The organism is Streptomyces daghestanicus (genome assembly GCF_020521275.1).
Lineage (GTDB): Bacteria > Actinomycetota > Actinomycetes > Streptomycetales > Streptomycetaceae > Streptomyces > Streptomyces griseoviridis.
Genome location: NZ_BNDX01000016.1, coordinates 484,721 through 507,215, shown reverse-complemented (window position 1 = coordinate 507,215; position 22,495 = coordinate 484,721). Strand labels below are relative to the sequence as shown.

Here is a 22,495-nt window from a genome sequence, read left to right as displayed (position 1 = left end):
GGAGCGTAGGCGCCGGGCCCTGGGTGATCAAGAAGAGTGCGTCACGGACGCGGGCCGTCCTCCGGGCACGCCGCCTCCTGCGCCGCCATGACCTCGTCACCGTGGGCGAAGGCCCAGGCGCCGGCCAGGTCGATCACGGGCAGCAACGTGCGGCCCAGGGGGGTGAGTCCGTAGGAGACACGGGAGGGGCGGCCCGGTTCCGCCGTGCGGACGACCAGGCCGTTGAAGCGCAGCCGGCGCAGGGTCTCGGTGAGGACCTTGGAACTGATGCCGCCGATCCGGGCCCGGAGTTCGACCGGCCGCCGGGGGCCGTCGCGCAGTGCCCACAGCACCACGGCGTTCCACGTGTGGGAGAGCAGGTCGAAGGCGAGGCGGGCGCGGCAGTCGGCGAGGAAGGCGTCGGGCGTCGTCACGTACCGAATGGTGCCCGAACGGCTCCCTAGCCTCGGGGGGAACGGTCGGAACGGGACACGGAAGGGGACGTGCGATGAGGATCGGCGTACTGGGAACGGGCCGCATGGCCGACGCGCTCGCCACGCACTGGGCGCGGGCCGGGCACGAGGTGGTCGTCGGGGGCCGGGACGCGCGCCGGGCGGAGCGGCTCGCGGCGCGGATCGGGTGCGGCGCGCGGCCCGCGGGGCTGGGCGCGGCGGCGGCGGCCGGTCACGTGGTGCTGGCCGCGCTGCCGTACGGGGCGGGGGCGGAGGTGGTGCGGGAGTTGCGTACGGCCCTGGCGGACAAGGTCCTCGTCGACTGCTCCAACCCGGTCGGCCCGGGTTTCCGGCTGCTGACCGAAGGGGGACCCCCGGCCGCGCGGCGGCTGGCCGAGGCCGCCCCGGGGGCGCGCGTGGTCAAGGCGTTCAACCTCTGCCACGAGGACGTGTGGCGGATGCGGCCCGGTCTTCGACGGGCGGCCCCTGGCCGTGCCGGTCTGCGGGGACGACGAGCCGGCCCTGGCGGACGTGGGCGCGCTGGTGCGGGACGCGGGCTGCGAGCCGCTGGAAGTGGGCGGGCTGGGACAGGCGGGACTGCTGGAGGCGACCGCCGCGCTGTTCATCTCCCTGTGGGTCGGCCGGGGAGCGGACGTGCGCTCGATCGCCCCTCCGCTCGCCTGGGCGGCCGGGCCGGGCGGTGTGCCGCCCCGCCCGCCGGCCTCGGCTCCCGGCACCCCCACCTGAGCCGGCGCTCAGTCGAGGCAGAACTCGTTGCCCTCGACGTCCCGCATCACGATGCACGAGTCGTACTCGTCGGCCAGCAGCTCCACCCGGGTCGCGCCGAGCGGGAGCAGCCGGGCGCACTCCGCCTCCAGCGCGGCCAGGCGCTCCGCGCCGCTCAGGCCGGTGCCGACCCGTACGTCGAGGTGGACGCGGTTCTTGACGGTCTTGCCCTCGGGGACGCGCTGGAAGAACAGGCGCGGACCCTCGCCCGCGGGGTCGACGCAGGCGCACCACGAACCCCGGTCCTCCGGCGGCCGGGTGCGGTCGTACTCGTCCCATGTCGCGAAGCCCTTCGGGGGCGACACGACGTACCCGAGGACCTCGCACCAGAAGCGGGCGACGCGCTCGGGTTCCGCGCAGTCGAAGGTGACCTGGAACCGCCTGATCGTGGACACCGGCGCACCTTAGCAAGGGACTTCACCGCCGGTCCGCACCTGTGCCGCGACCCCGACGGCCCGTCCGCCCCCCGCGCACCGCCCGCACCGAAGTGCCCGGTCCGCTCCGGCAGCCCTGGCACGGCTTCCGGCGCCCCGGCTGCCCTCCGGGCACGAGACGCCCATACCGGGACACCCCGGAACAGGGGGAACAACGCGCCCGTTCGCTCCGGTCGCCGCGGGCGTGGCTCTCGCCGCAGGAGCCCTCGGGCCGGCCTCGGCCCCGAGCGCTTCCGCGGCCACGGCCCGTCCGTCCGGCGCGGTCCGCATCCGCCAGGGCGACGGGTCGACCCTGAGCAAGAACATCCTCCACCGCTACGGCGCCCACCACCTGTCCGGCGGAACCGGGACCGGGACCGGGACCGGGTGATCGTCAACAACCGGACGGGAGGCGCCGGTTCCCACATCCGCGAGGGGTGCGACGGGCCGACCGCCGCCCCGTCCAGCGCGGCGTGGGCGCCTGCGCGCCGTACGACTTCACGCCGGTCGACCCGGTCGTGCTCGCGCGGTGAGGGCCACGCCCGCGACCGGCACCGGCACCGAGGCCCCGGGGACGCCGGGGGCCTCGCCCGGGTGTGCCGCGATCCCGGCTCCACCCCGCCCGTCAGGCCGACGGCCACCCCCGCAGCGCCAGGGCCGCCACCGCCCGGAGTTCCTCCTCGTCCGCGCCGCCCGCCGCCTGGACGGCGATGCCGTTGGCGACGGTCATGACGTAGCGGGCGAGCGCCCCGGGATCGGCGTCGGGGGGCAGGTCGCCCTCGTCCACGGCCCGCCGGAAACGGTCCCGGAGGAGCCCCACCCCCTCCTCGCGCCAGGCGGCGAGGGCGTCGCGCGCGGCGCGTCCGGACTCGCCGGCGGCCAGCGACCCCTGGACGCCCAGGCAGCCGGCGGGGCAGCCGGGGCGGGTGGTGGCGCGAACCGAGCCGATCAGGAACGCGGAGGCCACCTCGCGGGCGGTCGGCTCCGCCAGGGCGCGGGCGGCGTACGCGGCGGGGCCCTCGGTGTAGCGCTCCAGGGCCTTGCGGAACAGGTCCTCCTTGTTGCCGAAGGCCGCGTACATGCTGGTGCGGGTGATGCCCATCGCGCCGGTCAGGTCGGTGAGGCTGGCGCCCTCGTAGCCCTGCTCCCAGAAGACCCGCATGGCGCGCTCCAGCGCCTCGTCCGCGTCGAAGGCCCGCGGCCTGCCGGACCGCTGCCCCTGCGCCGTCGCCTTCCGCCGCGTCTCCATGCCCCCCAGCCTACCTCTTCTGTACCGAACGATTCAGAAGTGCTACGGTCCACTTCAGTACCGATCGGTACAGAAGTGCGAACGGAAGAACAGAGGAGATCGCCATGGGACAGCTCGAAGGCAGGACCGCCGTCGTCACCGGCGGGCACACCGGGATCGGCCTCGCCAGCGCGGCGCGGCTGGCGGACGAGGGCGCGCACGTGTTCATCATCGGCCGGCGCAAGGCGGCGCTGGACGAGGCCGTGGAGACCATCGGCGCCGAGCGGGTCACCGCCGTGCCGGGCGACATCACCGACCTCGCCGACCTGGACCGGCTCTACGACGCCGTCCGCGCCCGGGGCCGGGGCCTGGACGTCGTCTTCGCCAACGCGGCGGCCGCCTCCTTCGCCACACTGGAGCAGGTCACCGAGGAGCACCTCGACCGGACCCTCGCCGTCAACGTGCGGGGCACGCTGTTCACCGTCCAGAAGGCGCTGCCGCTGCTCAACGACGGCGCCTCGGTGATCCTCAACGCCTCCACCGCCGCCGACAACGGCACCGAGGCGTTCGGCGTGTACGCCGCCTCCAAGGCCGCCGTCCGCTCCTTCGCCCGCACCTGGGCCAACGAGCTGAGGCACCGCGGCATCCGCGTCAACGCCATCTCGCCCGGACCGATCGACACCACCGGGATCACGGAGCTGGTCGGCGAGGAGAACGCGCCGGCGTTCCGCGAGAAGTCCGCCCGGGAGCTGCCCATCGGACGGATGGGACGGCCGGAGGAGGTCGCGGCGGCCGTGGCCTTCCTCGCCTCCCCGCAGAGCAGCTTCGTCTTCGGCGCCAACCTCTACGTCGACGGCGGCGAGAACCAGATCTGAGCCGGGACGGAGAACCGGACCCGCCCCGCCCTGGGGTCACGATCCGGTCTCGGCGGCTCCGACCCCCTTGCCAGCGCCCCGTGTAATCGATTCCAATCCTCCTCGTGTAATCGATTCCACGAGGAGGTGGAACGCGATGGCGAGCATCAAGGACGTCGCCGCCGAGGCCGGCGTCTCCGTCGCCACGGTGTCGCGGGTGCTCAACGGGCACCCGTCCGTCAGCGCGGCGGCGCGGGCCCGGGTACTGGGCGCGGTCGAGGCCCTGGGCTACCGGCCCAACGCCGTCGCCCGGTCGCTGCGCACCGACCAGACCCGCACGCTCGGGCTGGTCATCAGCGACGTGCTGAACCCCTACTTCACCGAGCTGGCCCGCTCCGTCGAGGAGGAGGCCCGCGCGCTCGGCTACAGCGTCATCATCGGCAACGCCGACGAGCGGCCCGACCTCCAGGACCACCACGTCACCACGCTGCTGGACCGGCGGATCGACGGGCTGCTGGTGTCCCCGACGGACGGCGGCTCGCCCCGGATGCTGGAGGCCGCGCGGGCCGGGACGCCGATGGTCTTCGTCGACCGGTGGATCCCCGGCGTCGACGTGCCCGTCGTCCGGTCGGACGGGCGGGCCGCCGTACGGGACCTCGTCGCGCATCTGCACGGGCTCGGGCACCGGCGGCTCGCGATCATCGCGGGGCCCGCCGCCACCACCACCGGCCGGGAGCGGGTGGACGCCTTCCGGGAGGCGCTCGGCGCCCACGGCCTCCCCCTGCCCGACGCCTACATCGGCCAGGGCGACTTCCAGGCCGACAGCGGGCGGCGCGTCACCGAGGGCTTCCTCGACCTGCCCGAGCCGCCCGAGGTGGTCTTCGCCGCCGACAACCTGATGGCGCTGGGCGCCCTGGACGCCGTACGGGCGCGCGGGCTGCGGGTGCCGCGGGACATCGCGCTCGCGGCGTTCGACGACATCCGCTGGTTCGTGCACACCGATCCGCCGGTCACCGCGATCGCCCAGCCCACCGGTGAGCTGGGACGGGCCGCCGTACGGGCGCTGGTCGACCGGATCGAGGGGCGCGGCGGCGCGTCCGTGACGCTGCCCGCCCGGCTCGTCGTCCGGCGCTCGTGCGGTGAACCGCCCGCCTCCTCCCCCCAGTCCCCCTTCCCCTCCCCCTCCCCCGTACGAAGGAGTACGACGTGAGCGACCGAGTCGAATCCGACGAGTTGCTGCGCATCGAGGGCATCCGCAAGACCTTCCCCGGGGTGGTCGCGCTCGACGGCGTCGACTTCGACCTGCGCCGGGGCGAGGTGCATGTGCTGCTCGGCGAGAACGGCGCGGGCAAGAGCACCCTCATCAAGACGCTCTCCGGCGCGCACACGCCCGATGCCGGGCGCATCCTGGTCGGCGGCGAGGAGGTGCGCATCAACGGTGCGCAGGACTCCGAGCGGCTCGGGATCGCCACCATCTACCAGGAGTTCAACCTGGTCCCCGATCTGACGGTCGCCGAGAACATCTTCCTCGGGCGGCAGCCGCGGCGGCTCGGGATGATCGACCGGAAGCGGATGGACGCCGACGCGGCCGTGCTCCTGGAGCGGGTCGGGGTGGACGTGTCGCCCCGCACCCGGGTGCGTGAACTCGGTATCGCCCGGCTCCAGATGGTGGAGATCGCCAAGGCGCTCAGCCTGGACGCCCGGGTGCTCATCATGGACGAGCCGACCGCCGTGCTCACCTCCGAGGAGGTGGAGAAGCTCTTCGCCATCGTGCGGCGGCTGCGCGCCGACGGGGTGGGGATCGTCTTCATCACCCACCACCTGGAGGAGATCGCCGCCCTCGGCGACCGGGTGACCGTCATCCGGGACGGGGCGAGCGTCGGGCAGGTCCCGGCGTCCACCCCCGAGGAGGAACTGGTCCGGCTGATGGTCGGGCGGTCGATCGAGCAGCAGTACCCGCGCGAACGGCCGGACGGCACCGGCGAGGCGCTGCTGACGGTCGAGGGGCTCACCCGGGACGGCGTCTTCCACGACATCGGCTTCGAGGTGCGGGCCGGCGAGGTCGTCGGGATCGCGGGGCTGGTCGGCGCCGGGCGGACCGAGGTCGTCCGGGCGGTCTTCGGGGCCGACCCCTACGACCGCGGGAGCGTGCGGGTCGGCGGCACGCCGCTGCGCGGGCACGACGTGGGCGCGGCGATGGCCGCCGGGATCGGGCTGGTGCCCGAGGACCGCAAGGGGCAGGGCCTCGTGCTGGACGCCTCGGTCGAGGAGAACCTCGGCCTGGTGACCCTGCGGTCGGCCTCCCGCGCGGGGCTCGTCGACCTCAGGGGCCAGCACACCGCCGCGGCCCGGATCGCCGGGCAGCTCGGCGTGCGGATGGCCGGCCTCGGCCAGCACGTGCGCACCCTCTCCGGCGGCAACCAGCAGAAGGTCGTCATCGGCAAGTGGCTGCTGGCGGACACCAAGGTCCTCATCCTCGACGAGCCGACGCGCGGGATCGACGTCGGCGCCAAGGTCGAGATCTACCAGCTGATCAACGAGCTGACGGCCGCCGGCGCCGCCGTCCTGATGATCTCCAGCGACCTGCCCGAGGTGCTCGGCATGAGCGACCGCGTGCTGGTCATGGCGCAGGGCCGGATCGCCGGTGAACTCGCCGCCGCGGAGGCCACCCAGGACGCCGTGATGGCGCTCGCCGTCAGCACCCCCCAGAACGACGGAACGGAGGCCGACGGTGGCCACTGACACCCTCAAGAAGACGTCCGGCGGCGGCGGTCTGCGCCGGCTGCTGCTCGACAACGGCGCGCTGACCGCGCTGATCGTCCTCGTCATCGCCATGTCGGCGCTGTCCGGGGACTTCCTGACCGCCGACAACCTGCTGAACGTCGGGGTGCAGGCGGCCGTGACGGCCATCCTCGCCTTCGGCGTCACCTTCGTGATCGTCGCGGCGGGCATCGACCTGTCGGTCGGCTCGGTCGCCGCGCTGTCGGCCACCGTGCTCGCCTGGACGGCCGCCGAGGGCGGGGTGCCGGTGCCGGTGGCGGTGCTGCTCGCCGTCGCCACCGGCATCGCCTGCGGCCTGGTCAACGGCTTCCTCGTCTCGTACGGGAAGCTGCCGCCGTTCATCGCCACGCTCGCCATGCTGTCGGTGGGGCGCGGCCTGTCGCTGGTGATCTCGCAGGGGTCGCCGATCCCGTTCCCCGACTCGGTCTCGCACCTCGGTGACACGCTCGGCGGCTGGCTGCCGGTGCCCGTGCTGGTGATGGTCGTCATGGGGCTGATCACCGCCTTCGTACTGGGACGGACGTACATCGGGCGGTCCATGTACGCCATCGGCGGCAACGAGGAGGCCGCGCGGCTCTCGGGGCTGCGGGTGAAGCGGCAGAAGCTCGCCATCTACGCCTTCTCCGGGCTGTTCGCCGCCGCGGCCGGCATCGTGCTGGCCTCCCGGCTCTCCTCCGCGCAGCCGCAGGCCGCGCAGGGGTACGAACTGGACGCCATCGCGGCCGTCGTGATCGGCGGCGCGTCGCTGGCCGGCGGCACCGGCAAGGCGTCGGGCACGCTCATCGGCGCGCTGATCCTCGCCGTGCTGCGCAACGGGCTCAACCTGCTCTCCGTCTCCGCGTTCTGGCAGCAGGTCGTCATCGGTGTCGTCATCGCGCTGGCGGTGCTCCTGGACACGGTCCGGCGCAAGGCGGGGGCGGCCCCGGCGCCGGCCGGAGCCTCCGGCGGGGGCAAGGGCAAGCAGGCCGTCACCTATCTGATCGCGGCGGTCGTCGCGGTGGCCGTGGCCGGCGCGACCTCGCTGCTGCACGGCGGCTCCGACTCCGGCGCCAAGCAGAAGGTCGGCCTGTCGCTGTCCACGCTGAACAACCCCTTCTTCGTGCAGATCCGCGCGGGCGCCGAGGCCGAGGCCGAGAAGCTCGGCGTCGACCTCACCGTCACCGACGCGCAGAACGACGCCTCCCAGCAGGCCAACCAGGTGCAGAACTTCACCAGTGAGGGCCTGTCGTCGGTCATCGTCAACCCCGTCGACTCCGACGCGGCCGGGCCGTCCGTGCGCTCCGCCAACAAGGCGGACATCCCCGTCGTCGCCGTGGACCGCGGCGTCAACAAGGCCGACACCGCCGCGCTGGTCGCCTCCGACAACGTCGAGGGCGGCGAGCTGGGCGCGAAGGCCCTCGCCGAGAAGCTCGGCGGCAAGGGCACGATCGTCGTCCTCCAGGGGCAGGCCGGCACCTCCGCCAGCCGGGAGCGCGGCGCGGGCTTCGCGGCCGGGCTGAAGAAGTACCCGGGCATCAAGGTCGTCGCCAAGCAGCCCGCCGACTTCGACCGCACCAAGGGCCTGGACGTGATGACGAACCTGCTCCAGGCGCACCCCGGCATCAAGGGCGTCTTCGCCGAGAACGACGAGATGGCGCTCGGCGCGATCAAGGCCCTGGGCGCCAAGGCCGGGAAGTCGGTGCAGGTCGTCGGGTTCGACGGCACGCCGGACGGGCTGAAGGCGGTCCAGGACGGCACGCTGTACGCGTCGGTGGCGCAGCAGCCCAGGCAGCTCGGCCGGATCGCCGTGGACAACGCGGTGCGGGCGGCCGAGGGCAAGAAGACCGAGGAGACGGTGAAGGTGCCGGTGAAGGTGGTCACCGAGCGGAATGTGGCCGGCTTCGACGGCTGACCGGCGCCGGCGGCACGGGCTCACGGACACGGACGCGGATGCGGGGAGAGGGACCATGTACGACTACGACCTGCTGGTCGTCGGGTCGGCCAACGCCGACCTGGTGATCGGCGTGGACCGCCGGCCGGCCGCCGGGGAGACGGTGCTCGGCACCGACCTGGCCGTCCACCCGGGCGGCAAGGGCGCCAACCAGGCGGTGGCCGCGGCCCGGCTGGGCGCCCGTACGGCGCTGCTGGCCAAGGTCGGCGACGACGACCACGGGCGGCTGCTGCTGGACTCCCAGCGTGCGGCCGGCGTGGACACGGTGGGCGTCCTCGTGGACGACGCGCCGACCGGTGTCGCGCTGATCACCGTGGACCCGTCCGGTGACAACAGCATCGTCGTCTCGCCGGGCGCCAACGGCCGGCTGGCCCCGGCCGACGTCCGGGCCGCGACCAGCCTCTTCCACGCCTCGCGGGTGGTGTCCGTGATGCTGGAGATCCCGCTGGAGACGGTGGCGGAGGTGGTGCGGAGCCTGGCGCCGGGCAGCCGGCTCGTCCTCAACCCCTCGCCGCCGCGGGCGCTGCCCCGCGAGGTGCTGGACGCCTGCGACCCGCTCATCGTCAACGAGCACGAGGCGAAGGTGCTGCTGGGCCCGTCCCGCGTCGGTGACCGCCCCGAGGACTGGGCGGGCATCCTGCTCGCCAAGGGGCCTCGCTCGGTGGTGGTGACGCTGGGCGCCGATGGGGCGCTGGTGGCGTCGAAGGACGGCGTGGCGCGGGTGCCGTCGGTGGCGGTGGACGCGGTGGACACCACGGGCGCCGGGGACGCGTTCACCGCGGCGCTCGCCTACCGGCTGGGCGCGGGCGCCTCCCTGGCCGAGGCGGCGGCGTACGCGGCCCGGGTGGGGGCGGCGGCCGTGACGAAGGCGGGGGCGCAGGAGTCGTACCCGACGGCGGAGGAGGTCGAGGCGCTGTGAAGAAGGCCGGGATTCTCAACCGGCATCTCGCCGGGGCGCTCGCGGAGCTGGGGCACGGCGACGGGGTGCTGGTGTGCGACGCGGGGATGCCGATCCCCGCGGGACCCCGGGTGGTGGACCTGGCGTTCCGGGCCGGGGTGCCGTCCTTCGCGGAGGTGCTGGAGGGGCTGCTGGCGGAGCTGGTGGTGGAGGGCGCGACGGGCGCGGAGGAGGTCCGCGCGGCCAACCCGGACGCGGCCCGGCTCCTGGACGCGCTGCCCGGCCTGGACCTGGTCCCGCACACCCGGCTGAAGGAACTGTCGGCGGGGGCCCGGCTGGTGGTGCGCACCGGGGAGGCCCGGCCGTACGCCAATGTGCTGCTGCGCTGCGGGGTCTTCTTCTGACCCGCCCGCCCGGACGACACCGCGGGGGCCCGGTTCACCGACCGGGCCCCCGTGCGTCTCCCCACCCAGAACGACCCGTGATCCCCCCGGATCTCCCCCCTCGGGCGCCCTGATGACAAGTACGACACGGTGGGGCGGGGAAGGGTTGCACGGCTTTCGAAGATTTTTCTCCGGGTGCCGGGACCGGGCCGTCAGAGGGCGTCAGAAGGCGTGCGCGACGAACCTCCGGGCGGTTTCCGCCAGCACCTCGCGGCCGTCGCGGGCCCACAGGGCCTCGTTGAAGAGTTCCACCTCGATGGGGCCGGTGTAGCCGGCCGCCTCGACGTACCCCCTCCACTCGCGCATGTCGATCGAGCCGTCGCCGAGCTGGCCGCGGCCGTTGAGGACGCCCTCCGGCAGCGGGGTGGTCCAGTCCGCGAGCTGGAAGGTGTGGATGCGGCCGTCGGCGCCGGCCCGGGCGATCTGCTCGGGCGCCCGGTCGTCCCACCAGATGTGGTACGTGTCGACGGTGACGCCGACCTGGTGGGCGGGGAAGCGCTCGGCCAGGTCCAGGGCCTGGGCGAGGGTGGAGACCACGCAGCGGTCCGAGGCGTACATGGGATGCAGCGCCTCGATGGCCAGGCGGACGCCGTGCGCCTCGGCGTAGGGGGCGAGTTCGGCGAGGGCGTCCGCGATGCGTTCCCGGGCGGCGGGGAGGTCCTTGTCGCCGGGCGGGAGGCCGCCGGAGACCAGGACCAGGGTGTCGGTGCCGAGGGTGGCGGCCTCGTCGACGGCGCGGCGGTTGTCGGCCAGGGCCTCCCTGCGGGCGTCCGGGTCGGTCGCGGTGAGGAAGCCGCCCCGGCACAGGGTGGTGACGCGCAGGCCGGCGTCCCGGACCAGCTTGGCGGCGGCCTCGACGCCGTACTCCTGGACGGGTGCGCGCCACAGGCCGACGCTGCCGACGCCCAGGTCGCGGCAGGCGGCGGTCAGTTCGGGCAGCGTGAGCTGCCTGACCGTCATCTGGTTGATGGAGAAGCGGGAGAGGTCGTCGCTCACTGGGTGACTCCGTGCAGGGAGAGCAGGGTGCGCATGCGTTCCTCGGCCAGTTTCGGGTCGGGGAACAGGCCGAGGCCGTCGGCGAGTTCGTAGGCGCGGGCGAGGTGGGGCAGGGAGCGGGCCGACTGGAGGCCGCCGACCATGGTGAAGTGGCTCTGGTGGCCGGCCAGCCAGGCCAGGAACACCACCCCCGTCTTGTAGAAGCGGGTCGGGGCCCGGAAGAGGTGGCGGGAGAGGGCGACGGTCGGGTCGAGGAGGGCGCGGAAGCCGTCCGTGTCCCCGGTGTCCAGGACCCGGACCGCCTCGGCCGCCAGCGGGCCCAGCGGGTCGAAGACGCCGAGCAGGGCGTGGCTGAAGCCCTGGTCGTCGCCGGCGATCAGCTCGGGGTAGTGGAAGTCGTCGCCGGTGTAGCAGCGCACGCCCTGCGGGAGGCGGCGGCGCAGGTCGACCTCGCGCCGGGCGTCGAGGAGGGAGACCTTGATGCCGTCGACCTTGTCGGGGTGGGCGGCGATGACCTCCAGGAAGGTGCCGGTGGCCGCGTCCAGGTCGGCGGAACCCCAGTAGCCCTCCAGGGCCGGGTCGAACATGGGGCCGAGCCAGTGCAGGATCACCGGTTCGGCGGACTGGCGGAGGAGGTGGCCGTAGACGTCGAGGTAGTCGTCCGGGCCCTGCGCGGTGGCGGCGAGGGCGCGGGAGGCCATCAGGATGGCCTGGGCGCCGGCCCCCTCTGTGACGGCGAGCTGCTCCTCGTAGGCGGCGCGGATGTCCGCGAGGGCGGGGGCGCCGGCGGCGGGGAGCTGGTCGGTGCCGACGCCGCAGGCGATCCGGCCGCCGCACGCCTTCGCCTCGGCGGCGGAGCGGCGGATCAGCTCGGCGGCGCCGGCCCAGTCCAGGCCCATGCCGCGCTGGGCGGTGTCCATCGCCTCGGCGACGCCCAGTCCGTGCGACCACAGGTGGCGGCGGAAGGCGAGGGTGGCGTCCCAGTCGACGGCGGCGGGGCCGTCCGGGGTGGTGTCGGCGTACGGGTCGGCGACGACGTGCGCGGCCGAGAAGACCGTACGGGAGGTGAAAGCGCTTCCCGGGTTCGCTTCGACGCGGGGCTCGGCGCGGGGCTCGTAGGCGCGCAGGGTGCCGTCGGGGTTCGGGAGGCGGAGGGTCACAGCGCGACCTCCGGCACGTCCAGGCGGCGGCCCTCGGCGGAGGACCTCAGGCCCAGCTCGGCGAGCTGCACGCCGCGGGCGCCGGCCAGCAGGTCCCAGTGGTAGGGGGCGTCGGCGTAGACGTGGCGCAGGAACAGCTCCCACTGGGCCTTGAAGCCGTTGTCGAACTCGCCGTTGTCCGGGACCTCCTGCCACTGGTCGCGGAAGACCTCGGTGGCGGGGATGTCCGGGTTCCAGACCGGCTTGGGGGTGGCGGAGCGGTGCTGGACGCGGCAGTTGCGCAGGCCGGCGACGGCCGACCCCTCGGTGCCGTCGACCTGGAACTCGACCAGCTCGTCGCGGTTGACGCGGACCGCCCAGGAGGAGTTGATCTGCGCGATCGCGCCGCCGTCCAGCTCGAAGACGCCGTACGCGGCGTCGTCGGCGGTGGCGTCGTAGGGCTTGCCGTTCTCGTCCCAGCGCTGCGGGACGTGGGTGGCGGTGAGCGCCTGGACGGAGGTCACCCGGCCGAACAGCTCGTGCAGGACGTACTCCCAGTGCGGGAACATGTCGACGACGATGCCCCCGCCGTCCTCCGCGCGGTAGTTCCAGGACGGGCGCTGGGCCTCCTGCCAGTCGCCCTCGAAGACCCAGTAGCCGAACTCCCCGCGCACGGACAGGACCCGGCCGAAGAAGCCGCCGTCGATCAGGCGCTTGAGCTTCAGCAGGCCCGGCAGGAACAGCTTGTCCTGGACGACGCCGTGCTTGATGCCCTTCTCCTCGGCCAGCCGGGCGAGGGCGAGGGCGCCGTCGAGACCGGTGGCCGTCGGCTTCTCGGTGTAGACGTGCTTGCCGGCGGCAATGGCCTTCCTGATCGCCTCCTCGCGGGCGGAGGTCACCTGGGCGTCGAAGTAGATGTCGACCGTCTCGTCGGCGAGGACCGCGTCCAGGTCCGTCGAGACGTGCTCCAGGCCGTGCCGCTCGGCCAGCTCCTCCAGCGCGTACGCGCGGCGGCCGACCAGGACCGGCTCCGGCCACAGCACCGTGCCGCCGCCGAGGTCGAGGCCGCCCTGCTCGCGCAGGGCCAGGATGGAGCGGACGAGGTGCTGGCGGTAGCCCATGCGCCCCGTCACACCGTTCATGGCGATACGCACCGTCTTGCGTGTCACGTCGTTCCCTTCGTACGCGGTTCTACGCGGTCCGTGCGCCGCATCCGCCGGGACGGGCGTGATAGCAAGCGCTTTCTATCTGATACGAAGCTAGCCTGTGGACGGTGGTCCGGACAAGAGCGCGGCCGGGGTGACGCGCCTTCTGGGTGCGGCGAGGGCCGCCTTCCGGCGGTGGCGAGGGTGCGATGAGGCGGAGGACGAGGACATGACGGTGACCCTGGCGGACGTGGCGGCCCGCGCGCAGGTCTCCCCCGCGACGGTGTCGCGCGTGCTGAACGGGAACTACCCCGTCGCCGCGTCCACCAGGGAGCGGGTGCTGAAGGCGGTCGACGAGCTGGACTACGTGCTCAACGGTCCGGCGAGCGCGCTGGCCGCCGCCACCTCCGACCTGGTCGGCATCCTGGTCAACGACATCGCCGACCCGTTCTTCGGGATCATGGCGAGCGCGATCCAGTCCGAGATCGGCGGGCCGGGCGGCCGGGCGGGCGGCGAGCGGCTGGCGGTGGTCTGCAACACGGGCGGCTCTCCCGAGCGCGAGCTGACCTACCTCACGCTGCTGCAGCGGCAGCGGGCGGCGGCGGTGGTGCTGACCGGCGGGGCGGTGGAGGACGCCCCGCACAAGGCGGCGGTGGCGGGGAAGCTGCGCCGGCTGGCGGAGGCCGGGACGCGGGTGGTGCTGTGCGGAAGGCCGCCGGCGCCGGAGACCGGGGCGATCGCGCTGACCTTCGACAACCGGGGCGGCGGACGGGAGCTGACCGAGCATCTGATCGGCCTCGGGCACCGGCGGATCGGCTACATCGCGGGTCCCGAGGAGCGGACGACCACACGGCACCGGCTGGAGGGGCACCGGGCCGGGCTGGCCGCGCACGGCATCGAGGAGGACCCGCGCTGGACGGTGCACGGGCGCTATGACCGCCGGTCGGGGTACGAGGCCACGCTGGAACTGCTGCGCCGGGACCCGTCCCTGACGGCCGTGGTCGCCGCGAACGACTCCGTCGCGCTGGGGGCGTGCGCGGCGCTGCGGGAGGCGGGGCTGCGGATTCCGCACGAGGTGTCGGTGGCCGGCTTCGACGACCTGCCGTTCAGCGTCGACGCGGTACCGGCCCTGACGACGGTCCGGCTGCCGCTGGCGGAGGCGGGGGCGCGCGCCGGGCGCATCGCGATGGGGCGGGAGGAGGCGCCGCCCGGGGGGATCGCGACGGTGCGGGGGGAGCTGATGGTACGGGGGTCCTCCGGACCGCCTCGGGGGTGAGGGGCGGCCCCGGGGGGGGCGGTGGGGGTTGGGTCGGCCGGGGGGCTGCCGTAAGGGTGAGGGGTGCCCTCGGGGGGGGTGGCGGGGGTGAGGGGTGCCCTCGGAGGGCTGCCGGTTGGGGATATCTCCGGGGCCCTTGTGGGGCTGCCGTGGGGGTAAGGGGTGGCCTCGGTGAGCCACCGGGGGGATGGGGTGCCCCTTCGGGGGTGGCGGGGGTGAGGGGTGCCCTCGGTGAGCCACCAGGGGGAGGGGTGCCCTCGGGGGTGAAGGGTGTTCGCCGGCGGGCTGCCGGTTGGGGATATCCCCGGGGCCCTTGGGAGGCTGCCGTGGGGATGGGGGCCCTCGACGGGCCGCCGGGGGTGAGAGGTGCCCTCGGGGGGTGGCAGGGGTGAGGGGCGCCCTCGGAGGGCTGCCGGTCAGGGATATCCCCCGGGGCCCTTGGGAGGCTGCCGTGGGGATGGGGGCCCTCGACGGGCTGCCGGGGGTGAGAGGTGCCCTCGGGGGGTGGCAGGGGTGAGGGGTGCCCTCGGGGGGTGGCAGGGGTGAGGGGTGCCCTCGGAGGGCTGCCGGTCGGGGATATCCCCCGGGTGCCCTTGGGAGGTTGTCGTGGGGATGGGGGCCCTGGACGGGCCGCCGGGGGGTGAGAGGTGCCCTCGGGGGGTGGCAGGGGTGAGGGGCGCCCTCGGCGGGCTGCTGGTCGGGGATATCCCCGGGGCCCTTGGGAGGCTGCCGTGGGGGTGAGGGATGTCCCCCGGGGGTGGCTGCCGGTGGGGGCTGCGGTCGGCAGGGGCCGCCGGTGGGGGCTCGGCGGTCGGGTGGGAGCGCCGGGGTGGGGGACCCGTACGACGGTGCTTGTCCGGCGGACCGGCGGCCAGGGAGCCGTCGGACAGCCGCCCGCGCACCGGGGCAGCCGCCGGGCGGCCCGCCGAGAACAGGGCCGCCGGGAGCGGCGGGCCTGCGACCGCCCGGCAGTCGAGTGCCCGTCGGTCCGCCGCCCGCGCACCGGGGCAGCCGCCGGGCGGCCCGCCGAGAGCGGCGGGCCTGCGACCGCCAGGCAGCCGAGCGCGCGGCGGACAGGCGGAGCAGGTGGGCAGGGAGTGAGCGGCGGCGCGGCGGGTACTGTCCGGAACCATGAAGCTCGCGTTCTCCACCCTCGGTGTCCCCGGAATGCCCGTGCGCGACGTGCTGCGGCTCGCGACCGAACACGGCTGGCACGGTGTCGAACTCCGCGCCCACCCCGAGGAGCCGGTGCATCCGGGCCTGTCGCCCGACGAGCGGGCGGCCGTGCGGGCCGGGTTCGAGGCGGCGGGCGTCGCCGTCCTCAGCGTCGCGGGCTACGCGCGGGTCGCCGCGCCGGGCGACGACGCCCCCGTCCTGGAGGAGATCCGCGGCCTGCTCGACCTCGCCCGCGACCTGGGCGCCCCGTATGTGCGGGTCTTCCCCGGCGGCGGCACCGGGCAGAGCCCCGAGGAGGCGGACGCGACGGCCGCGCGACGGCTGGGCACGGCCGCCGAGTACGCCACCGAGGCGGGCGTCCGCGTCCTGCTGGAGACCCACGACTCGCACCGCACGGGCGCCGACGCGATCCGCGTCCTCGGTCTGGTCGGGCACCGCCGGGCCGGCGCGCTGTGGGACGTGATGCACACCTGGCTGGGCGGCGAGCAGCCCGCCGAGTCCTACGCGGCACTCGCCCCGCACCTCGGCTACGTCCAGGTCAAGGACATCGCCTCCGCCGACGACACCACGCCGCTGCCGCTCGGCGAGGGCGTGCTGCCGCTGGCCGACTGCGTGGACCTGCTGACCCGGCACGACTGGGACGGCTGGCTGTGCTGGGAGTACGAGAAGCGGTGGTACGAGAACGCCGCCCCGCTGCCCGGTCTGCTGGGCGCGGGACGGCGTCATCTGGACCGGCTGCTCGACGAGGCGGCCTGAGCCGTCCGGTCACCGCCCGTCGCGGGGCGCCGGGAAGGAGCGGGTCCGCAGCGGCCGGCCGTTGCTGATGACGTACGTCCTGACGGCGGGCCTGGGCGCCCGGGGCGGCGGCGCGGTCCTGGCGGGGCGCGCGGTCCCGTCGTGCCGGGCCTCGGGGACGGCGGACGGCGGGGCCGTGCCGACCACCGGGTCCGGGGCGCCCCCGCCGGCCACCGGGCCGGGGACCGCGTCCGGCAGCGGTGCCGTGCCGAGGGCCTCCTCGGTGCCGGCGTGCGGTGCCGCACCGGCCGTGCGGTCCGGTCCGGCGGACTGCCGGGGCTCGGGGCGCACCCGGTGCCGCGGAGCGCGCCGCCGGGGCGGCCGGGTCAGGGTGATCTGCCGTACGAGCTGCTGGAAGCAGGCCAGCGAGGCCAGGCCGGGCAGCGCGGCGGCGGCGACGTCGACGACCGTGCCCGGCGCCTGGAGCACGCAGAGGAAGACCGCGATCAGCGAGAAGCCGAGGACGACGCACCAGGCGTGCAGGGCGCGCCGCTGGTGCAGGGCCGCCCGCAGCACGGAGAGCGACGCCACCAGCCAGGGGCCGAAGACCAGCAGCGGCCACCAGGACACCACGCCGGGCTCCAGCCGGGTCACGGCGACGACGCGGAGCGGGTCGTAGGCGACGATGCCGCTCAGCAGGCTCACCCCGGAGGCGATGACGGTGGCGAGCACGGCGGTGACGTAACTGACGGCCTCGATCCCGCGCGGGCCGCGCGGACCGCTGGGGGTGCGCGGAGGCCGGGGCGCGCGGGGGGCGCGGGGCGGGCGGGTACGGCGGTGGCTGCGGGCGGGGGCGGGGTCCTTCAGCGGGGGCAGTTCCTCCGTGATGTCCCGCAGGTTCCCCAGCGGGCTGCCCGGCGCGGGAGTGGCGGCCGGTGTCTCGTCGGGACCGTCCCGCCGGCTCCGGGGCGTCCGCTCCGCCGGGCGGTGCTCCTCCAGCGCGTCCTGGAGCATGACGGCCAGTTCCTCGTCCCAGGACATGTCCGGCGCGAACGCCGGGTCGTCGTCGGCGGGGGCGCGGTGCCGGCCGTGGGCCGTCTCGTCGGACGGGCCCGCGTAAGGATAGGGATAGGGATAGGGGTGAGCGGCGTACGGGCCCGGGAATCCCCGGCCGTATACGAGTTCGTCGTCATACACGATCAAAAGGGCCCGATCATTCAGCTGGTGACGGTGACTGGCCGTTCTCTGATCGCGCACCATCGTCTGGTGAAGTCGTCCTGCACCTCGCCCAGCGTTCGCAGGAATTCCCGCAGAATCGGCTCCGTCTCCCTGAGTGTCACAGGGAGTCCGCCTTTCGTCAGAGTTCCGTTCACCGCGGTCGCCGAGTGCGCCGGCGCCTGGATGTACGTATAAGAACCCAGCGGGAGCACATTCGGCACGGCCGTGCACCCAGTCACCTTGCTCATGTTCCGACTAACCGCCGGGTCACTCCGCTGGATGCGCGGCACACGGGTGAACCATAAGCCGGAAAAAGGGCTTATCGAGTGGCGGTAAGAGGGCTCTCCGCATGGTCGGAAGAACGGATCGGCGCTTTCCCGGGCGCCGTCTCGCCGGCGTCGGGCGGGGACGCGGGCCGACGCCGGGGGGCGAGGGAGGTCAGGGCCACTCCGCCGACCAGCAGGGCCGCAGCGCACCAGCGGGCCGGGGAGACGGACTCGCCCAGGAAGAGCGCCGCCGAGGACATGCCGAAGACCGGGACCAGGAGGGAGAACGGGGCGACCGCGGAGGCCGGGTGGCGGCGCAGCAGCCAGCCCCAGGCGCCGAAGCCGAAGACGGTCGAGATCCAGGCGACGAAGACCAGCGTGCCGGCGCCCTGCCAGTCCAGGGCGCGCAGTGCCGCCAGGTCGCGGGAGGAGCCCTCGGTCAGCAGGGACAGGGCCAGCAGCGGCAGGACCGGGACGGTGCTGACCCACACCATGAAGTTGAGCGCGTCCGGCGGGGACGCCTTGCGGGTCAGGACGTTGGACACCCCCCAGCAGGCCGCCGCCGCGACGACCAGGGCGAAGGCGCCGAGCGGCCCCGAGGCGCCCTCGTCCCAGGCGGCGACGCCGATGCCGGCGAGGGCCACCGCCATGCCGGTCACCCGGACCCGCGTGGGCCGCTCCCCCAGGACCGCGGCGGCGATGACGGCCGTGAACACCGCCTGGATCTGGAGCACCAGGGAGGAGAGCCCGGCGGGCATGCCCGCGTCCATGCCGACGAACACCAGGCCGAACTTGGCGACACCCAGCACCATCCCCACCGCCACGATCCACTTCCACGCCACCTTGGGGCGGCCCACGAAGAACACGGCGGGGAGCGCCGCGACCAGGAACCGCAGGGCGGAGAAGAGGAGCGGCGGGAAGTGGTCGAGGCCGATCTCGATGACGGTGAAGTTGACGCCCCAGACGGCGGCGACGAGGACGGCGAGGAAGAGGTGGGACGGTCGCATGCGCCGAGCATGGCCGCCACCGACCGTGAAGCACCAGCGATGATTGCTGCATGGTTGGATGAAGCACGGCTTATCGGTGGCAGTCCGCGGGAGGATTCCGTGCTCGATCTTCAGCGGTTGCGCGCGCTGCACGCGGTCTCGGTGCACGGCACGGTCGGCGCCGCCGCCGGCGCGCTGGGCTACACGCCCTCGGCCGTCTCCCAGCAGATCGCCAAGCTGGAGCGGGAGACCCGGACCGTGCTCCTCGAACGGGAGGGGCGCGGGGTGCGGCTCACCGCCGAGGCCCGGCAACTCGCCGAGACCGCGCGGGAGTTGCTGGCCATCGTGGAGCGGGCCGAGACGGAGCTGGAGGAGCGGCGGGGGCGGCCCGCCGGGCGGCTGACCATCGCCGCGTTCGCCTCGGCGGCGCGCGGGCTGCTGCCCGGCGTACTGGCCCGGCTCGCCCGGGAGCACCCGGCGCTGGACGCGCGGCTGACCGAGGTCGATCCGCATCTGTCGGTCGGTCTGGTGGCCCAGGGCGCGGTCGACCTGGTGGTGGCGCACGACTGGGACATCGCGCCGCTGCCCGCCCCGGCCGGGGTGGAACAGGCGGTCATCGGGGACGACCTGTGCGATCTGCTGGTCCCCGAGGGACACCCCTTGGCGGGGCGGGCGGCGGTACGGCGGGAGGAACTCGGCGGCGAGCGGTGGATCTGCCAGCCGCCGGGCCGGGTCTGCCACGACTGGCTGGTGCGCACGCTGCGGGCCGCCGGGCACGAGCCCGACATCGTGCACCAGGCCGACGAGAACCCGACGCTGGTCGCGCTGGTCGCCGCCGGGCTCGGCGTCGCGCTCATCCCCCGCCTGGGACGCGGGCCGCTGCCCCCGGGGGTGGTGGAGGTGCCGCTCGACCCGATGCCGGTGCGGCGGCTGTACGCGCTGTGGCGCACGGGGGCGGCGGGGCGGCCGGCCATCGCGGAGACGGTGCGGACGCTGCGCGCGCACTGGCCGGAGGTCGCGGCCCGCACCCGGGGCTGACGGGCCGCGCCGCTCCCCCACGCCGCGTGCGCCCACTGTCTTGACCGGCGGAAACTTCCCGGATATTGCTGGCCTCTCGGAAGTTTCCTTCAGTCCGGAAGGAGCGCACGTGCCCCACAGCAGCACGTCCAGCGCCGCACAGCCCTCCAGACGTACCCTCCTCGCCGCCGGTGCCGGCGTCACCGCGGCCGCCCTCGCCACCGGCACCGCCTCGGCGCGGGAGACCTCCGGCGCCCCGGACGACGACACCCTCCGCTCCCTCGTCTCCCGGATGTCCCTGGAGGAGAAGGTCGGCCAGCTCTTCGTGACGCGGGTCTACGGCCACTCCGCCACCGACCCCGACCCGGCCGACGCCGACGCCAACCTGAAGGAGCTGGGCGTCCGCACGGCCGCCGAGCTGATCGCGAAGTACCGGGTCGGCGGCGTCATCTACTTCGCCTGGGCGCACAACACCCGCGATCCGCACCAGATCGCCGCCCTGTCGGACGGCATCCAGCGCGCCTCCCTGGCGGCGGAGCGCGGGCTGCCGGTGCTGATCTCCACCGACCAGGAGCACGGCGCGGTGGCCCGGGTGGGCGCCCCGGCCACGCTGTTCCCCGGCGCGATGGCGGTCGGGGCCGGCGGCTCCCGGTCCGACGCGCGCGCCCTCGGCCGGATCTCCGGGGCCGAGCTGCGCGCGCTGGGCATCCGCCAGGACTACGCCCCCGACGCCGACGTCAACGTGGACCCGGCCAACCCCGTGATCGGCGTGCGCTCCTTCGGCTCCGAACCGGCGGCGGTGGCCGGGCTGGTGGCCGCCCAGGTCGCCGGTTACCAGGGGTCGGGCGTCGCCGCCTGCGCCAAGCACTTCCCCGGCCACGGGGACACCGCCGTCGACAGCCACACCGGCTTCCCCGTCATCACGCACAGCCGCGCCGAGTGGGCGCGGCTGGACGCGCCGCCGTTCCGGGCCGCGATCGAGGCCGGCGTCGACGTGATCATGACCGCGCACCTGATGGTCCCGGCGCTCGACGACTCCGGGGACCCCGCGACCCTCTCCCGCCCCATCCTCACCGGCCTGCTCCGCGACGAGCTGGGCTACGACGGGGTCGTGATCACCGACTCCCTCGCCATGGAGGGCGTCCGCACCAAGTACGGCGACGACCGGGTGCCGGTGCTGGCGCTGAAGGCGGGCGTCGACCAGCTCCTCAACCCGCCCGACCTGGGCCTGGCCTGGAACGCGGTGCTGACCGCCGTGCGCGAGGGCGAACTCACCGAGGCCCGGCTTGAAGAATCGGTCCTGCGGGTGCTGCGGCTGAAGGCGCGGCTGGGGCTGTTCCGGGACCCGTACACCTCGCGGCGGGAGGTGGCGCGCACGGTGGGCTGCCGGGCACACCTCGCGGCGGCCGACCGGATCGCCGAGCGGACCACCACGCTGCTGGTCAACGAGGGCGGGCTGCTGCCGCTGTCCCGGCGCCGGACGCCGAGGCTCCTGGTCGCCGGCGCGGACCCGGCCTCGCCGACCGGGACGACCGGCCCGCCGACCGGCGTGCTCGCGGAGGCCCTGACCGAGCTGGGCTTCACCGCCACCGCCCTGTCCACCGGGACCTCCCCGTCGGCGGCCGTCGTCGCGCGGGCGGTCGCGGCGGCCGGGGACGCGGACGCGGTGGTCGTCGCCACGTACAACGTCACCGCGGGCAGCCGGCAGGCGGCGCTGGTGCGGGAGCTGGCGGCGACGGGCCGGCCGGTGGTGGCGGTCGCCGTCCGCAACCCGTACGACGTCGCCCACCTGCCCGGGGCCCCGGCGGTGCTGGCCGCCTACGGCTGGACCGACGTCGAGGTGCGCGCGGCGGCCCGGGTGATCGCCGGGCGGGTCCGGCCGCGGGGCAAACTGCCGGTGCCGGTGCCGCGCGCGGACGACCCGGCGGCGGTGCTGCTGCCGGTCGGACACGGGTTGTCGTACCGGGCGTAGCGCGGGTCCGTCACGCGCCGGGGGCGGGCCCCGCGCCCCGGCGGGACGCGCCCCCGCGCGTCTGGCGCGCGGCCCTCCCGGCGGGTCACGCTGGACGGTGGCCGGGGGGCGTGCGGGAAGCCCTCGGGGAACGTCCGGAGGGCGGCGATGGGGTGGAGCGGGAGCGGGTCCCGGGTGGTGCCGTCCGCGCTGTGCGCCGCCTTGGTGCTGACGGGCTGTCAGAACACGCCCGGTACGACGCCGTCCGCGTCCGCGACGGCGGTCCGGCCGTCCGGGTACGGGGCGGTGTTCCTCGCGGTGGGCGAGTGCTCCTCGTCCGGCGCGACCCGGGCCGCCGAGGTGCCGTGCGCCGGTGAGCGCGCGGCGGCGCGGGTGGTGGCCCGGCACGACGACCGGGCGGAGAACGGACCGCCGTGCCCGGCGGCCACCGACTTCGTGCTGCACATCAGCGAGTCGCGGCCGTCCGCCGACGAGGACGGCGACGGGCTGGTGGCGGGCGGCTACGCCTGTATGCGCAACCTCCGGCCGCCGCACCCCGGCGACCCCGGTGAGGGCGGCGGCCCGCGCACCGTCGTCGGGGACTGCGTGTACGAGGCCGGGCCCGGCGAGGTCCGGGAGACGGCCTGCGCCGGCACGGGCGGCCGGGCGCCCGGCTACCGGGTGACGGACGCGGTGACCGACCGGGCGCGCTGCCCCGCCGGGACCGGACTGTACGTCCGGCTCGGCGGGGAGCGTCCGGTGGGCTGCGCCCGGCCGGTGTGAGAGCCGCCACCGGCTCTCACCCGGGCCGGTCCTCGCACCCGCC

The 22,495-nt window shown here is 75.0% G+C and carries 20 protein-coding genes and 1 pseudogene; 13 read left to right on the top strand and 8 right to left on the bottom strand.

Annotation, left to right across the window (positions count from 1 at the left end; all coding sequences use genetic code 11):
* Positions 1-41 precede the first annotated feature (41 nt).
* The gene (locus Sdagh_RS29015; protein ID WP_226535933.1) at positions 42-413 is read right to left on the bottom strand and encodes a winged helix-turn-helix transcriptional regulator; all 372 of its coding nucleotides are present in this window, start codon (positions 411-413) and stop codon (positions 42-44) included.
* A gap of 74 nt (positions 414-487) precedes the next feature.
* Between Sdagh_RS29015 and Sdagh_RS29010 the strand changes: the two are divergent.
* Positions 488-1,178 (top strand): annotated as a pseudogene (locus Sdagh_RS29010) (NADPH-dependent F420 reductase).
* Positions 1,179-1,186: 8 nt separating this feature from the next.
* On the opposite strand, the gene Sdagh_RS29005 reads toward Sdagh_RS29010, so the two are convergent.
* Positions 1,187-1,612: a VOC family protein gene (locus Sdagh_RS29005; RefSeq protein ID WP_190077339.1), complete on the bottom strand. Its 426-nt coding sequence runs from the start codon at positions 1,610-1,612 to the stop codon at positions 1,187-1,189.
* A gap of 223 nt (positions 1,613-1,835) precedes the next feature.
* Between Sdagh_RS29005 and Sdagh_RS29000 the strand changes: the two genes are divergently transcribed.
* Positions 1,836-2,021, top strand: a complete 186-nt coding sequence (locus Sdagh_RS29000; protein ID WP_226535931.1) for a hypothetical protein — start codon at positions 1,836-1,838, stop codon at positions 2,019-2,021.
* A gap of 234 nt (positions 2,022-2,255) precedes the next feature.
* On the opposite strand, the gene Sdagh_RS28995 is transcribed toward Sdagh_RS29000, so the two are convergent.
* On the bottom strand, positions 2,256-2,879 hold the full coding sequence (locus Sdagh_RS28995; RefSeq protein ID WP_189420355.1) for a TetR/AcrR family transcriptional regulator: 624 nt from the start codon (positions 2,877-2,879) through the stop codon (positions 2,256-2,258).
* A 104-nt stretch (positions 2,880-2,983) separates the two neighbouring features.
* Here Sdagh_RS28995 and Sdagh_RS28990 point away from each other — a divergent pair, with 104 nt between their 5' ends.
* From Sdagh_RS28990 to rbsD, 6 genes are all read left to right on the top strand, one after another.
* A complete protein-coding gene (locus Sdagh_RS28990) occupies positions 2,984-3,733 on the top strand; it encodes an SDR family NAD(P)-dependent oxidoreductase (RefSeq protein ID WP_189420353.1) in 750 nt (249 codons plus the stop codon).
* A gap of 136 nt (positions 3,734-3,869) precedes the next feature.
* Positions 3,870-4,922 (top strand): LacI family DNA-binding transcriptional regulator, encoded by a 1,053-nt coding sequence (locus tag Sdagh_RS28985; protein WP_190077338.1) that lies wholly within the window; start codon positions 3,870-3,872, stop codon positions 4,920-4,922.
* Positions 4,919-6,454, top strand: coding sequence for a sugar ABC transporter ATP-binding protein (locus Sdagh_RS28980; RefSeq protein ID WP_189420349.1), 1,536 nt, complete (start codon positions 4,919-4,921; stop codon positions 6,452-6,454). Before Sdagh_RS28985 ends, Sdagh_RS28980 begins: the two co-directional genes overlap by 4 nt.
* The gene (locus tag Sdagh_RS28975; protein WP_189420347.1) at positions 6,444-8,384 is read left to right on the top strand and encodes an ABC transporter permease/substrate-binding protein; all 1,941 of its coding nucleotides are present in this window, start codon (positions 6,444-6,446) and stop codon (positions 8,382-8,384) included. The genes Sdagh_RS28980 and Sdagh_RS28975 overlap by 11 nt, the downstream gene beginning before the upstream one ends.
* Positions 8,385-8,439: 55 nt before the next feature.
* A complete protein-coding gene (locus tag Sdagh_RS28970) occupies positions 8,440-9,342 on the top strand; it encodes a ribokinase (RefSeq protein ID WP_189420345.1) in 903 nt (300 codons plus the stop codon).
* Entirely contained in the window at positions 9,339-9,725 is a 387-nt protein-coding gene (gene rbsD / locus Sdagh_RS28965; RefSeq protein ID WP_189420343.1) for a D-ribose pyranase, read from the top strand. The genes Sdagh_RS28970 and rbsD overlap by 4 nt, the downstream gene beginning before the upstream one ends.
* A gap of 201 nt (positions 9,726-9,926) precedes the next feature.
* On the opposite strand, the gene Sdagh_RS28960 is transcribed toward rbsD, so the two are convergent.
* The 3 genes from Sdagh_RS28960 to Sdagh_RS28950 are packed head-to-tail and all read right to left on the bottom strand — an operon-like array spanning position 9,927 to position 13,068.
* On the bottom strand, positions 9,927-10,724 hold the full coding sequence (locus tag Sdagh_RS28960) for a sugar phosphate isomerase/epimerase family protein (RefSeq protein ID WP_190077350.1): 798 nt from the start codon (positions 10,722-10,724) through the stop codon (positions 9,927-9,929).
* 32 nt (positions 10,725-10,756) lie between these two features.
* Positions 10,757-11,920, bottom strand: a complete 1,164-nt coding sequence (locus tag Sdagh_RS28955) for a dihydrodipicolinate synthase family protein (protein ID WP_190007638.1) — start codon at positions 11,918-11,920, stop codon at positions 10,757-10,759.
* Entirely contained in the window at positions 11,917-13,068 is a 1,152-nt protein-coding gene (locus Sdagh_RS28950) for a Gfo/Idh/MocA family protein (protein WP_190077337.1), read from the bottom strand. The genes Sdagh_RS28955 and Sdagh_RS28950 overlap by 4 nt, the downstream gene beginning before the upstream one ends.
* A 205-nt stretch (positions 13,069-13,273) precedes the next feature.
* Between Sdagh_RS28950 and Sdagh_RS28945 the strand changes: the two genes are divergently transcribed.
* Together Sdagh_RS28945 and Sdagh_RS28940 are read left to right on the top strand one after the other, a co-directional pair.
* On the top strand, positions 13,274-14,320 hold the full coding sequence (locus Sdagh_RS28945) for a LacI family DNA-binding transcriptional regulator (protein WP_189420330.1): 1,047 nt from the start codon (positions 13,274-13,276) through the stop codon (positions 14,318-14,320).
* Between the two features lie 1,131 nt (positions 14,321-15,451).
* On the top strand, positions 15,452-16,252 hold the full coding sequence (locus Sdagh_RS28940; RefSeq protein ID WP_189420329.1) for a sugar phosphate isomerase/epimerase family protein: 801 nt from the start codon (positions 15,452-15,454) through the stop codon (positions 16,250-16,252).
* Between the two features lie 9 nt (positions 16,253-16,261).
* Here Sdagh_RS28940 and Sdagh_RS37085 read toward each other — a convergent pair whose 3' ends face one another.
* Together Sdagh_RS37085 and Sdagh_RS28930 are read right to left on the bottom strand one after the other, a co-directional pair.
* Complete coding sequence (locus Sdagh_RS37085; protein ID WP_372478480.1) at positions 16,262-17,428, bottom strand: DUF2637 domain-containing protein; 1,167 nt, start codon at positions 17,426-17,428, stop codon at positions 16,262-16,264.
* Between the two features lie 340 nt (positions 17,429-17,768).
* Positions 17,769-18,722: an EamA family transporter gene (locus Sdagh_RS28930; protein WP_226535929.1), complete on the bottom strand. Its 954-nt coding sequence runs from the start codon at positions 18,720-18,722 to the stop codon at positions 17,769-17,771.
* Between the two features lie 99 nt (positions 18,723-18,821).
* Between Sdagh_RS28930 and Sdagh_RS28925 the strand changes: the two genes are divergently transcribed.
* The 3 genes from Sdagh_RS28925 to Sdagh_RS28915 all read left to right on the top strand — a co-directional run bounded on the left by Sdagh_RS28925 (position 18,822) and on the right by Sdagh_RS28915 (position 22,452).
* On the top strand, positions 18,822-19,739 hold the full coding sequence (locus Sdagh_RS28925; protein WP_189420325.1) for a LysR family transcriptional regulator: 918 nt from the start codon (positions 18,822-18,824) through the stop codon (positions 19,737-19,739).
* A 109-nt stretch (positions 19,740-19,848) separates the two neighbouring features.
* Entirely contained in the window at positions 19,849-21,690 is a 1,842-nt protein-coding gene (locus Sdagh_RS28920; RefSeq protein ID WP_190077335.1) for a glycoside hydrolase family 3 protein, read from the top strand.
* A gap of 147 nt (positions 21,691-21,837) precedes the next feature.
* Positions 21,838-22,452, top strand: a complete 615-nt coding sequence (locus tag Sdagh_RS28915; protein WP_189420321.1) for a hypothetical protein — start codon at positions 21,838-21,840, stop codon at positions 22,450-22,452.
* Positions 22,453-22,495: the final 43 nt, after the last annotated feature.

Bases quoted from the DNA above. Each gene is read 5' to 3' on its own strand.
- Sdagh_RS28945 (WP_189420330.1), top strand. From the start codon at position 13,274: ATGACGGTGACCCTGGCGGACGTGGCGGCCCGCGCGCAGGTCTCCCCC.
- Sdagh_RS28960 (WP_190077350.1), bottom strand. From the start codon at position 10,724: ATGACGGTCAGGCAGCTCACGCTGCCCGAACTGACCGCCGCCTGCCGC.
- Sdagh_RS28990 (WP_189420353.1), top strand. From the start codon at position 2,984: ATGGGACAGCTCGAAGGCAGGACCGCCGTCGTCACCGGCGGGCACACC.
- Sdagh_RS28995 (WP_189420355.1), bottom strand. From the start codon at position 2,879: ATGGAGACGCGGCGGAAGGCGACGGCGCAGGGGCAGCGGTCCGGCAGG.
- Sdagh_RS28985 (WP_190077338.1), top strand. From the start codon at position 3,870: ATGGCGAGCATCAAGGACGTCGCCGCCGAGGCCGGCGTCTCCGTCGCC.
- Sdagh_RS28940 (WP_189420329.1), top strand. From the start codon at position 15,452: ATGAAGCTCGCGTTCTCCACCCTCGGTGTCCCCGGAATGCCCGTGCGC.
- Sdagh_RS28930 (WP_226535929.1), bottom strand. From the start codon at position 18,722: ATGCGACCGTCCCACCTCTTCCTCGCCGTCCTCGTCGCCGCCGTCTGG.
- Sdagh_RS28970 (WP_189420345.1), top strand. From the start codon at position 8,440: ATGTACGACTACGACCTGCTGGTCGTCGGGTCGGCCAACGCCGACCTG.
- Sdagh_RS28915 (WP_189420321.1), top strand. From the start codon at position 21,838: ATGGGGTGGAGCGGGAGCGGGTCCCGGGTGGTGCCGTCCGCGCTGTGC.